At 54.9% G+C, this 12,171-nt stretch carries 12 protein-coding genes; 9 read left to right on the top strand and 3 right to left on the bottom strand.

Translation table 11 applies throughout. The features are described 5' to 3' along the window. Positions 1 to 13 precede the first annotated feature (13 nt). A complete protein-coding gene (gene ssb1 / locus BM007_RS20610) occupies positions 14 to 544 on the top strand; it encodes a single-stranded DNA-binding protein SSB1 (protein ID WP_023310055.1) in 531 nt (176 codons plus the stop codon). Positions 545 to 605: 61 nt separating this feature from the next. On the opposite strand, the gene BM007_RS20605 is transcribed toward ssb1, so the two are convergent. Then, on the bottom strand, positions 606 to 887 hold the full coding sequence (locus BM007_RS20605) for a YjcB family protein (protein ID WP_008503385.1): 282 nt from the start codon (positions 885 to 887) through the stop codon (positions 606 to 608). Positions 888 to 1,377: 490 nt separating this feature from the next. Here BM007_RS20605 and BM007_RS20600 point away from each other — a divergent pair, with 490 nt between their 5' ends. Beyond that, on the top strand, positions 1,378 to 2,781 hold the full coding sequence (locus BM007_RS20600; RefSeq protein ID WP_090420752.1) for a sensor domain-containing diguanylate cyclase: 1,404 nt from the start codon (positions 1,378 to 1,380) through the stop codon (positions 2,779 to 2,781). A 338-nt stretch (positions 2,782 to 3,119) separates the two neighbouring features. Next, positions 3,120 to 4,685, top strand: coding sequence for an EAL domain-containing protein (locus tag BM007_RS20595; protein ID WP_048989829.1), 1,566 nt, complete (start codon positions 3,120 to 3,122; stop codon positions 4,683 to 4,685). Positions 4,686 to 4,691: 6 nt separating this feature from the next. On the opposite strand, the gene soxS is transcribed toward BM007_RS20595, so the two are convergent. Beyond that, positions 4,692 to 5,018 (bottom strand): superoxide response transcriptional regulator SoxS, encoded by a 327-nt coding sequence (gene soxS, locus BM007_RS20590; protein WP_008503387.1) that lies wholly within the window; start codon positions 5,016 to 5,018, stop codon positions 4,692 to 4,694. Between the two features lie 98 nt (positions 5,019 to 5,116). On the opposite strand from soxS, the gene soxR reads away from it, so the two are divergent. The 4 genes from soxR to BM007_RS20565 all read left to right on the top strand — a co-directional run bounded on the left by soxR (position 5,117) and on the right by BM007_RS20565 (position 9,975). Next, positions 5,117 to 5,575: a redox-sensitive transcriptional activator SoxR gene (gene soxR, locus BM007_RS20585; protein ID WP_008503388.1), complete on the top strand. Its 459-nt coding sequence runs from the start codon at positions 5,117 to 5,119 to the stop codon at positions 5,573 to 5,575. A gap of 287 nt (positions 5,576 to 5,862) precedes the next feature. Continuing rightward, positions 5,863 to 6,534, top strand: coding sequence for a glutathione S-transferase family protein (locus BM007_RS20580; protein ID WP_090420749.1), 672 nt, complete (start codon positions 5,863 to 5,865; stop codon positions 6,532 to 6,534). A gap of 294 nt (positions 6,535 to 6,828) precedes the next feature. Then, positions 6,829 to 8,178 carry a guanine/hypoxanthine transporter GhxP gene (ghxP, locus tag BM007_RS20575; protein WP_032650612.1) on the top strand — a complete coding sequence of 450 codons (1,350 nt, stop codon included), beginning with the start codon at positions 6,829 to 6,831 and terminating at the stop codon, positions 8,176 to 8,178. 150 nt (positions 8,179 to 8,328) lie between these two features. Then, positions 8,329 to 9,975 carry a Na+/H+ antiporter gene (locus BM007_RS20565; protein WP_024906728.1) on the top strand — a complete coding sequence of 549 codons (1,647 nt, stop codon included), beginning with the start codon at positions 8,329 to 8,331 and terminating at the stop codon, positions 9,973 to 9,975. Between the two features lie 81 nt (positions 9,976 to 10,056). Here the strand turns inward: BM007_RS20565 and BM007_RS20560 are convergent, their stop codons facing one another. Then, positions 10,057 to 10,944, bottom strand: coding sequence for a LysR family transcriptional regulator (locus tag BM007_RS20560; RefSeq protein WP_024906729.1), 888 nt, complete (start codon positions 10,942 to 10,944; stop codon positions 10,057 to 10,059). 102 nt (positions 10,945 to 11,046) lie between these two features. Here BM007_RS20560 and BM007_RS20555 point away from each other — a divergent pair, with 102 nt between their 5' ends. Both BM007_RS20555 and BM007_RS20550 read left to right on the top strand, forming a co-directional pair. Further along, positions 11,047 to 11,457 (top strand): CidA/LrgA family protein, encoded by a 411-nt coding sequence (locus tag BM007_RS20555; protein ID WP_021242769.1) that lies wholly within the window; start codon positions 11,047 to 11,049, stop codon positions 11,455 to 11,457. After that, positions 11,450 to 12,139, top strand: a complete 690-nt coding sequence (locus tag BM007_RS20550; RefSeq protein WP_024906731.1) for an LrgB family protein — start codon at positions 11,450 to 11,452, stop codon at positions 12,137 to 12,139. Before BM007_RS20555 ends, BM007_RS20550 begins: the two co-directional genes overlap by 8 nt. The last annotated feature ends 32 nt before the right edge of the window (positions 12,140 to 12,171 follow it).

Below are 12,171 nucleotides of genomic sequence, written 5' to 3'. Positions count from 1 at the left end.
AGGAGACACGAACATGGCCAGCAGAGGCGTAAACAAGGTGATTCTCGTCGGTAATCTGGGCCAGGACCCGGAAGTACGCTACATGCCGAGTGGTGGCGCAGTTGCCAACATTACGCTGGCTACTTCCGAATCCTGGCGTGATAAAGCGACCGGTGAGATGAAAGAGCAGACCGAATGGCACCGCGTTGTGCTGTTTGGCAAACTGGCCGAAGTGGCCGGTGAGTATCTGCGTAAAGGTTCTCAGGTCTATATCGAAGGCCAGCTGCGTACCCGCAAATGGACCGATCAGTCCGGTGCTGAGAAGTACACCACTGAAGTCGTGGTTAACGTGGGCGGTACCATGCAGATGCTGGGTGGCCGTCAGGGCGGCGGTGCACCGGCAGGTGGCGGTCAGAGCCAGCAGCAGGGCGGTTGGGGCCAGCCTCAGCAGCCACAGGGCGGCAACCAGTTCAGCGGTGGCGCGCAGTCTCGTCCGCAGCAGCAGTCTGCTCCGGCGCCGTCTAACGAACCGCCAATGGATTTCGACGACGACATTCCGTTCTGATTTCCGCGTACTTAAAACAAAAAACCCAGACCATCGTCTGGGTTTTTTATTGATGAAGGGATCAGGTAATGACCATCGGCCAGTCTGGCGGCGTGTGGCTCATCGCCTCAACCATCACCACTTTAATATTTTCCCAGACGGCGGCGATATCCAGCAGGGTAATGCCAAGCAGACCCGTTGCAAACCAGCAGGCAGCACCCAGCCCCAGCAGGGTGCTGATGACAGCAAGACCCGCATAGTCAGATTTACGAAACTGAATGTTCAGCGTGCTGGCCAAAAACATCAGTACCGCACTCAACAAAGGCCAGCGCAGGAGAACCATGCTGGTAGTAATGGTTGCCATAAAACCCATCCTCAACAAAACAGACGAACTGAATGAAACAGATTTTTTCGTTACACTATATGTGTGAACTATATCACGTTTGCTGTTTTATTCGCCAGTCCCGGGGTGATGAAAAACGGGTGATTCATAGTTGCCGAGAATCAATGGGCGCCTGAGTGAAAATATATCTTTGCTGGCTAAGTTCTCCAGTTCCCGCACTCTTTATAATGAATTCATTAAGATAGCAAAACTGATGCAAAAGGATGCTCACTGTACAATGTTTACAGCAATAACCCTATGGCTTATGCTTGAGTGGACAATTAATTTTACTCGCAGCTAACCTTTCAGGTTTTTGAATTTAATTATTTTTTTATTTCTTTGTACGTTTTTAATTACACACAACGTTGTTTTTAATTCGCTACGCTGAGATTCAGCCTGTGCGTTGGTTTGTCGATTTTTCGAATCTGAAGAAAGTTGCGTCCGGTTTATCGCCTGATAATCAGCGAAAAAAATGAAAGAAAACCGACGTGAGATTGTTAATGACAGCATGCAAGCGTTGCATGCGCTGGCTAAGCTGATGCCTCAGCTTCATGCTCAATGTTCTCTGACCGACATGCTGACGACCATCAGTCGCGCGCTGGGCGCAAGTCTTGCCTGGGTAAGCGTTAATGGTGATGACGGGCTACAGCGCGTGGTATGCGCCGGGGAGATGACCTGCCATCCCTTCGAAGTGGCCGATTTCCTGGCGGACACCCTGCTCCAGCGGCATCATCGTTCATGGCGGGTGGTCTACTGGAAAGAGAATATTGGCCGTGCGTTATTTCCTCCTCAGCACCCGGGCTATGCGCAGTTGCATAGCGGTGTCCTGTGCAAACTTTCAACCCATAACTGGCACTGCAGCGGCTATTTCTTTTTAGCGTTTGATGAACGACTCTCTTCTCTGCCAATTCTGAAAAATATCGTCGTGGTGCTGGTCGAAAAATTAAAAGACTATTTCGCGGAAATTATTGCCCGGGAGAAAACTGCCCAGGAAATGCAGCGTGTCGTGACGCAATATAAGACGCTTTTTGAACGCGCCCCGGTTTTAATGAACTCTTTCGACAAATTTAACCGCTGCGTGCTGTGGAATGCCGAATGTGAAAAAGTATTCGGCTGGACGATGGCGGAGATCGCGGAACATGCCGATCCGCTTTCGCTGTTTTATCCTGACCCTGAAGAGCGACGGCGGGTAAGAGAGTCGGTCAATGTCTCGCCGCTGAAGGATATGTATGAGTGGCATCCGCTACGCAAAGACGGGACCCCGCTGACGGTGCTGTGGTCCAACATTCTGTTGCCGGACAACTCTATCCTCAATATTGGGCTGGATATCACCGAGCGGAAAAAAGCCGAGCAGCAGCTGCAGGTAAAAGCCACTACTGACGATCTCACCGGCTGCTTTAACCGTTCGGCGATTTTGCAGCAGCTTGAGCTTGCGCTGGCGGCCAGTGCCCGGCAGGAGGTTAACAGCCATTTTTGCGTCCTGATGTTTGACCTGGATTTCTTCAAACAGATCAACGATGAGTGGGGGCACCCGGTGGGTGATGCGGCGCTCCTTCACTTTTGTAACGCGATCCGTGAGTTATCTCCTTCAGATTCGGCATTAGGGCGCGTGGGAGGAGAAGAGTTTTTGCTCTTGCTGGCGCAAACAAACGGCAATGGCGCTGCGCAATTATCCGCCAGGTTGCGCACCTTTCTGCAAACCAACCCGCTAGCCGTGGGGGAGAGAAAACTGTCGCTGTCATTTAGTGCCGGGGTTGTGGAAGTAAACGGAGGACAGCGGGATACTTCAGTCTTGCTGAGGCGTGCCGATAAAGCATTATATGAGGCCAAGCATTCGGGGCGAGGAAAAACGGTGGTGGCAGCTGATTATTTATAAATCAACGAACAAAATACGCCCGAACAAATAGCATAAAATGCCATGTCGAGGTTATGATTTTTCGCGCTGTTACAAGTTTGGCTTAATCAACAATCGTCTGTTGTGTTATCTTCCCACCGCCCTTGCAGGCTGGATAATTATTTTCCTTAATTGAAACGGAACGAATACTTACAGTTTAGCTTACGGGAAAATATTATCGTCATAACGAAATTTAAGATTTTTAATACGAAAAGTCAGTTGCTAACTTCGCATGATTCATGCAACGTAATCACCTGTTTAACAAAGCATCCGGCCTTCATTACTACAGGCGTACAACATGCAGGGATATAGGGCGGGAAATGAATCGTAGCGCGCGGCGCAAAATGCTCAGGGTGGTAGGGATCATCATGGTAGTTATGCTGCCTGTGATGCTTGCGCTATGGTTTGCCCAGCTACGAGCCGTATCTGAAACAAGCGCCCAGCTACGGACATTTGCTGAACTGGCTTTAGACAAAACAGAACTGGTTATTCAACAGGTTGATCTGGCCCGGGACGAGGCTGAAAAATATCAGGGCGAGCTTTGCACGCCGGGACATCGTCAATATATGCTGAACGTTGTTCGTGGCCGGCTGTTTGTCGCCGATTTAATTTACGCTCAAGGTCAGAATTTTCTTTGTTCGACCGTTTTTACACCGGATCGTCCCTACGCTATTCCTGTCGCTAATTACACGCGTAAACCTGACGTCGCTATCTATTATTATCGCGACACCCCATTTTATACTGGTTATAAAATGACATATATGCAGCGCGGAAATTATGTGGTCGTCGTCAATCCACTTTCATACAGCGAAGTCATGTCCGCGGATCATTCTCTCTCATGGGGAGTGTACGACACGGTAACCAATGCTTTCTTTTCCGTCAGCCAGAAAGCCAATGTTTCTTTATTAAATTCGATGATTCGGGATAAGGAATCGGTATTTCAAAAAGATAACCGCTTTTATACGATCGTTAGTTCCCCCAAAAGACCGATTGCGGCCATTGTATCGACATCGAATAAACGCTTTTATGAAACGCTTTATCACCAGGCGACGTTGACGCTGCCGCTGGGCATGATCTGCAGCATTATTATTTTGCTGGTATGGTCCCGTACACATCGTGAGCTCAATTCGCCGGGGCGCTTACTGCACCGGGCACTGACCAAACGACAGCTTTGCGTGCACTATCAGCCGATTATTGATATCAAGAACAACCGGTGCGTGGGCGCGGAGGCGTTGTTACGCTGGCCTGGTTTTAACGGGCAGGTGATGAGTCCGGCGGAGTTTATTCCGCTGGCGGAAAATGAGGGGATGAGCGAGCGGATCACAGACTATGTCGTTGAAGAGGTGTTCAGCGATCTGGGTCATTTCCTGGCCGAGCATCCCCATCTCTATATTTCGATTAACCTGTCGGCCACGGATTTCCACTCCTCGCGGCTGATCGCCATGATTTCCGAGAAGGCTCGCCACTACGCCGTCCGTGCGCAGCAAATCAAAATAGAAGTGACGGAACGCGGTTTTATCGATGTGCCAAAAACCACGCCGGTGATACAGGCTTTCCGTCAGGCGGGTTATGAAGTCGCGATTGATGATTTTGGTACCGGTTACTCGAACCTGCACAACCTCTACTCGCTGAACGTGGATATCCTGAAAATCGATAAATCGTTTATCGATACCTTAACGACCAACAGTACCAGCCACCTGATCGCCGAGCATATTATCGAGATGGCGCAAAGCCTGCGGCTGAAAACCATTGCGGAAGGGGTAGAGACGGCAGAGCAGGTAAGCTGGCTGTTGAAGCGCGGCGTCCAGTTTTGTCAGGGATGGCACTTCGCGAAAGCGATGCCGCCCCAGGAATTTATGACCTGGCAGCAGCAACCTTTGCACTGATATTCATTAATTCAACTGGTGGCGATAGTCGCTCGGCGTGCGGTCAAACTCGCGGCGAAACACGCGGGAAAAGGTTTGTTGCGACACATAGCCAAGATCCATCGCGATATCAAAAATCGGCCGCTGCGTTGAGCGTAGCGCCTGCGCCGCCAGCAGCAGTCTGCGCTGGCGAATGTACTCACCCAGGGTCTGATGCATGACCGTGCGGAACATTCTCTGTAAATACCATTTCGAATAGCCCGACTTCTTAGCGACCACATCGATGTTCAACGGTTGGTCGATATGGTCATCAATCCATTCAATAAGCGTCTGAATAATCTGCTGATGCGACATAAGGTTGCCCCTCTGTAGATACAACTATCTCGGTTAATTCGTCGTTTTCTCTGCGGGGGAGTATAATTCCTCAAGTTAACTTGAGGTAAAGAGGTTTTATGGAAAAGAGATTGCCGCGAATTAAAGCGCTTTTAACCCCCGGCGAAGTGGCAAAGCGAAGCGGCGTTGCCGTGTCGGCGCTCCACTTCTATGAAAGCAAAGGGTTAATCAAGAGTATCCGTAACGGAGGAAACCAGCGCCGCTATACCCGCGATGTGCTCCGCTACGTAGCGATTATCAAAATTGCGCAACGAATCGGAATTCCCCTGGCCACGATCGGCGAGGCCTTTGGGGTGCTGCCGGAAGGGCACACGCTGAGCCCGAAAGAGTGGAAAGAGCTGTCATCCCAGTGGCGCGAAGAGCTGGACAGGCGTATCCATACGCTGGTCGCGCTGCGTGACGAACTGGATGGCTGCATTGGCTGCGGCTGCCTGTCGCGGAGCGATTGTCCGTTGCGTAACCCCGGGGACAAGCTGGGCGAGCAGGGGACGGGGGCACGGTTGCTGGAAGAGGACTGAGATTGCGCGGCAAAAAGCATATAAAGAACTAAAGCGCCACATAAGGGCGCTTTAGTTTTTCCCGGTCTTTGTCTTTCACTCTATCCCGCTGGTTCACGGGAGGGTTTCCCCCGACATCAGCACCCCTCGTGTCGAGCTGGTTGGGGAGGTTCCGGATTGTGCTGACACTTTAATTCTATGCAAGGCCCGTTTTTTCGCCAGCGACGCTGACCGGTTTTTAGCCGAATTTTTTTCGCGGTGTTGTTCAATTTTCTATAGTTAAAAAGTATGAATAACAGGAGAAAGCCATGCTCACGGTACACCACCTAAACCAGTCGCGCTCGCACCGCGTGATCTGGGCGCTGGAAGAACTCGGCCTGCCTTATGAGATCGTTCACTATCAGCGTGAAAAGAACATGCTGGCACCTGAGGCGCTCAAAAAGGTGCATCCGTTGGGCAAATCACCGGTTATCGCAGATAACGGACTGATCCTCGCAGAGTCAGGCGCCATTCTGGAGTATCTGCAGGAGACGTACGATGCCGAGTCGCGGCTTAAGCCTTTAGATCCGGCGCATAAGGTGCAGTACCGCTTCTGGCTGCACTACGCGGAAGGATCGCTGATGCCGCTGCTGTTAATGAAGCTGGTCTTCAACAGCCTCGGCAAGCCGCCCGTGCCGTTTGGTATCCGAACCCTGGGGAAAGCGCTGGGGCAGGGGGTGCAGAAAGCGTACCTCAACCGCCAGCTGGAAACCCATGCACGCTTTATTGAGTCGCATCTTGCTAAAAACAGCTGGTTTGCCGGGGATTCGCTCAGCATGGCCGACATCCAGATGAGCTTCCCGATCTTTGCCCTGCTGGCGCGCGGCGGTATTAATAACCTGCCGCATAGTCAGGCATGGAAAACGAAGGTTGAAAACAGCCCTGGCTGGCAACGAACCCTGGCACAAGGGGGGCCGTTATCCATTCCGGGGGAGGATTGAAATGTAAACAAATTGCGCATAGACGATAACGTTTGCGCATCCTCTGTTTATTTCTTCAGCGTCATAAGTGAATTTTAGCGAAAAACAATAAAGTTCAGTTGAAAAGGGCGGGGATTACGCTAGATAATCGTTTGCCTTAATTTGACCACCCGTTTGTAAGCGCGGAGCTAAACGTTTGCTTTTTTTGTGACGCCCTTTCGTCGCAAACGCAACACAAGGATTTGACGTTTAGCTGGCAGCGGCGTCTCCACCTCGCTTACGGACTTCCTAAAAAACTCTCAGGGGATGTTTTCTATGTCTACGCCATCTGCGCGTACTGGCGGTTCACTTGACGCCATGTTTAAAATTTCGGCTCGCGGCAGCACCGTGCGCCAGGAGATCGTTGCTGGTTTGACAACGTTTCTGGCGATGGTTTACTCCGTCATCGTTGTGCCGGGCATGCTGGGCAAAGCGGGCTTCCCGCCAGCGGCTGTCTTTGTGGCAACCTGCCTTGTGGCCGGCGTAGGCTCCATCGTGATGGGCCTGTGGGCGAACCTGCCGCTGGCGATTGGTTGCGCCATCTCTCTGACCGCGTTTACCGCGTTCAGCCTGGTGCTGGGCCAGCACATCAGCGTACCGGTTGCGCTGGGTGCCGTGTTCCTGATGGGTGTGCTGTTTACCGTGATTTCAGCGACCGGCATCCGTAGCTGGATTTTGCGCAACCTGCCGCAGGGTGTGGCGCACGGTACCGGTATCGGCATCGGCCTGTTCCTGCTGCTGATCGCCGCCAACGGCGTCGGTCTGGTCATCAAGAACCCGCTGGACGGTCTGCCGGTGGCGCTGGGCCACTTCGCCAGCTTCCCGGTGATTATGTCGCTGATCGGTCTGGCGGTGATTATCGGTCTGGAAAAACTGAAAGTCCCGGGCGGCATTCTGCTGACCATTATCGGCGTTTCCATTGTTGGCCTGATTTTCGATCCGAACGTCCATTTCTCCGGCATTTTCGCCATGCCGTCGCTGAGCGATGACAAAGGCAACTCCCTGATTGGCAGCCTGGATATTGTCGGCGCGCTGAACCCGGTGATCCTGCCAAGCGTGCTGGCGCTGGTGATGACCGCGGTGTTTGACGCGACCGGTACCATCCGCGCGGTGGCCGGTCAGGCGAACCTGCTGGATAAAGACGGTCAGATTATTGATGGCGGCAAAGCGCTGACCACTGACTCCCTGAGCAGCGTCTTCTCTGGCCTGGTGGGTGCGGCACCTGCGGCGGTGTACATCGAATCCGCAGCGGGGACGGCGGCAGGCGGTAAAACCGGCCTGACGGCGATCACCGTCGGCGTGCTGTTCATGCTGATCCTGTTCCTCTCTCCGCTCTCCTATCTGGTTCCGGCGTATGCGACTGCGCCAGCGCTGATGTACGTTGGCCTGCTGATGCTGAGCAACGTGGCGAAAATCGACTTTGCAGATTTCGTGGACGCCATGTCTGGCCTGATTACCGCGGTCTTCATCGTGCTGACCTGTAACATCGTGACCGGCATTATGATCGGCTTCGCGTCGCTGGTGATTGGTCGTCTGGTCTCCGGTGAGTGGCGCAAGCTGAATATCGGCACCGTGATTATCGCCGTTGCGCTGGTGGCGTTCTACGCGGGCGGCTGGGCAATCTAAGTTGTCCTTTGATGCGAAAACGGGTGGCTCAGGCCGCCCGTTTTTATTTTCAGGACTCATCCTGTTGCCTTTTGCGTTACTCTGGGGAAGATAGAATAAAAGGCACGACGCCTTCCGGAGTACATAAGCAACACAGCAAACAGGGAACGCATGGAAATCTTCTTCACAATACTCATCATGACCCTTGTGGTCTCGCTATCCGGGGTGGTTACACGCGTACTGCCCTTTCAGGTCCCCCTGCCATTAATGCAAATTGCCATCGGCGCGCTGCTGGCGTGGCCGACGTTTGGCCTGCACGTGGAATTTGACCCCGAACTGTTCCTCGTGCTGTTTATTCCGCCACTGCTGTTTGCCGATGGCTGGAAAACGCCCACGCGCGAATTCCTTGAGCACGGGCGAGAGATCTTCGGCCTGGCGCTGGCGCTGGTGGTGGTCACCGTCGTCGGGATTGGTTTTCTGATCTACTGGGCGGTACCGGGCATTCCGTTAATACCGGCTTTTGCGCTGGCCGCCGTGCTGTCGCCAACCGATGCCGTGGCGCTGTCCGGCATTGTGGGTGAAGGCCGTATTCCGAAGAAAATTATGGGGATTTTACAGGGGGAGGCGCTGATGAACGACGCCTCTGGCCTGGTTGCCCTGAAGTTTGCCGTGGCCGTTGCGATGGGCACTATGGTCTTTACCGTCGGCGGCGCGACGCTGGAGTTCTTCAAGGTGGCGATTGGCGGTATTCTCGCGGGCTTCGTGGTGAGCTGGCTGTACGGCCGCTCGCTGCGCTTCCTCAGCCGCTGGGGCGGCGATGAACCCGCTACGCAGATCGTACTGCTGTTCCTGCTGCCGTTTGCCTCTTATCTGATTGCCGAACATATCGGCGTGTCGGGCATTCTGGCCGCGGTCGCGGCAGGGATGACCATTACCCGCTCCGGCGTGATGCGCCGCGCGCCGCTGGCCATGCGTCTGCGTGCAAACAGCACCTGGGCCATGCTGGAGTTTGTCTTTAACGGCATGGTGTTCCTGCTGTTGGGCCTGCAGCTGCCGGGCATTATGGAATCCTCGCTGGTGGCGGCCGAAGCCGACCCGAACGTTGAGGTCTGGATGCTGTTTACCGACATCGTGCTGATCTACCTGGCGCTGATGCTGGTGCGTTTCGGCTGGCTGTGGACGATGAAAAACTTCAGCGTCCGTTTCCTGAAGAAAAAGCCGATGGAGTTCGGCTCGTGGACAACGCGTGAACTGCTGATTGCCTCTTTTGCGGGCGTACGCGGGGCGATCACCCTTGCCGGTGTCCTCTCCATTCCGCTGCTGCTGCCGACGGGCGACGTCTTCCCGGCGCGCTACGAGCTGGTCTTCCTGGCAGCGGGCGTCATTCTGTTCTCACTGTTTGTCGGCGTGATTATGCTGCCGATTTTACTCCAGCATATTGATGCCGGTGATTCGACCCAGCAGCATAAAGAGGAGCGTATTGCGCGGGCGGCTACCGCCGAAGTGGCGATTGTCGCTATCCAGAAAATGGAAGAACGTCTGGCCGCGGATGCGGAAGAGAACATCGACAATCAGCTGCTGACGGAAGTGAGTTCCCGCGTGATTGGTAACTTGCGCCGTCGCGCGGACGGGCGTAACGACGTGGAAAGCTCGCTGCAGGAGGAGAACCTTGAGCGTCGGTTCCGTCTGGCGGCGCTGCGCTCCGAGCGTGCCGAGCTGTATCACCTGCGCGCCACGCGCCAGATCAGCAACGAGACGCTGCAAAAGCTGCTGCACGATCTGGACCTGCTGGAAGCGCTGTTGATAGAGAATCAGTAGCGCTGTTTTGCCGGGTGGCGGCTTCGCCTTACCCGGCCTACGGTTCGAACGTAGGCCCGGTAAGCGCAGCGCCACCGGGCACTATTCAGACCGCACCCAAAACCCCTCACAACACTGCAGCCACGCCTGCGCGCTCTGCGACAAATAGACCCCTTCACGCCAGATCATCCCTAACTGCCAGTGCAGATCGCTCTCCAGCGGGATCCAGCGCAGCGTGTTTTTATCCAGACGCTCGCAAATCGGCTGCGGCAGAATGGCAATCCCCACGCCTGCCTGCACCATCGCCGCCAGGAAATCCCACTGCCCGCTGCGCACCGCAATGCGTGGCTTCACGTTATGCTGGTTAAACAGCGTCATCAGCTGGCGGCTGAGGGCGAAGTCTTCGTTGTAGATCAGCAGAGGGTGCTCGCCGAGCAGTTCAGGCTTCACCGACTCCCTCTTCAGCCAGTCGCCGGAGCGGGGCACCAGCACGCACAGCGGGTGGCTAAAGAGCGGAAGCGTCGCCAGGCCGCTCTCTTCCTCAACGGGGAGGGCGGTCATTGCTACGTCGAGCTCGCCGTTGGTGACGGCCTGCTGGACGGTTAACCCACCAAACTCCGAAATCTTCAGCTCTACGCCGGGATAACGCTGGCGAAACAGGCTAATCGGCCCGGCCATCATCATGCCGACCATCGGGGGAATGCCGAGGCGAAGCACCCCTTTGGTCAAATGGTTTATATCGTCCAGCTCCGCTTCCAGCTGGCGGAACTCCGCCAGAATCGCCAGCCCGCGTTCGAACACCACGCGTCCGGTGTCGGTCAGCAGCAGCTTGCGCCCGTCGCGGATCAGCAGGGTACAGTTCAGTTCATCTTCGAGGTTTTTCAGCATCTTGCTGATAGTGGGTTGGGTGACAAACAACTTCTCCGCTGCGCGGGTAAAACTTTGCTGACGAACCACTTCGACAAAATAGCGCAGCGTTCTTATGTCCATGATTATTCCTCGAAACTATACCTTTGATGATTTTAATTCATTTCAGTCCACACCGTGCGCTCACTATACTGGCGCCTCGTCTCATTTTTGAGGAAAACCCCCATGGCCGTGGCGTTAAGCCGTGTTACGCCTGCCGTTGTACAACGACTCCAGGTCCCGGTTCAGGTACTGCTCTACGCGGGACTGTTTGTTTTTGCCGAATATCTTGTCGGTTGGCTCCACCTGCCGCTGCCTGCCAACCTGGTGGGGATGCTGCTGATGCTGACGCTTATTCTGTGTCGCGTAATCCCCCTTAACTGGGTGCGCGCCGGGGCGCGCTGGCTGCTTGCGGAGATGCTGCTGTTCTTTGTCCCCGCCGTGGTGGCGGTGGTGAACTATGCGCAGCTGCTGATGGTGGACGGCTGGCGAATCTTTGCGGTGATCGCGCTGAGTACGTTGATGGTGCTGGGGGCGACCGCCTGGGTGGTGGATAAAGTCTACCGCTTTGAAATCAGCAGGCACAAACATGACTAACTTTCAGATCAGCGTCTTGTGCTTGATTGCGACGCTCGGGATCTACTTTGCCAACAAGCGACTGTATCGTCGTTTTCACGCCCTGCCGCTGATGCCGCTGGTCTTCACGCCGATCCTGCTGGTGCTGATGCTGGTCTTTGGCCACATTTCCTGGCAGAACTACATTGGCGAATCCCACTGGCTGCTGTGGCTGCTCGGCCCGGCGACCATCGCCTTTGCCGTGCCCGTTTACGACAACCTGGCGATTATCAAACGCCACTGGATGTCGCTCAGCGCAGGGGTGATCACCGCCACGGTGGTCGCGGTCTGTAGCTCCGTCTGGCTGGCGAGACTGTTTACGCTGCCCGATGAAATTCAGCGCAGCCTGGCCGTGCGCTCGGTGACCACGCCGTTTGCGCTGGCGGCGGCAAAACCGCTCGGCGGGCAGCCGGACCTGGTGGCGCTGTTTGTGGTGGTGACGGGCGTCTTTGGGATGGCGGTGGGCGATATGCTCTTTCTGCGGCTTTCCATTCGCGAAGGCATGGCGAAAGGGGCAGGGTTCGGCGCGGCGTCGCACGGCGCGGGCACGGCACGTTCGTATGAGCTGGGCCAGCAGGAGGGCGTTGTCGCGAGCCTGGTGATGATGCTGTCGGGCGTGGTGATGGTGCTGGTTGCACCGCTGGTGGCGTGGGTGATGTTTTAAGCTCCCCGGCCAGAATGGCCGGGGAGAAAGGC

It is taken from the genome of Enterobacter sp. NFIX59, from assembly GCF_900113755.1.
GTDB lineage: Bacteria > Pseudomonadota > Gammaproteobacteria > Enterobacterales > Enterobacteriaceae > Enterobacter > Enterobacter pseudoroggenkampii.
The sequence above is the reverse complement of the archived record's forward strand: the minus strand, read 5'-3'. Positions and strand labels throughout refer to the sequence as shown.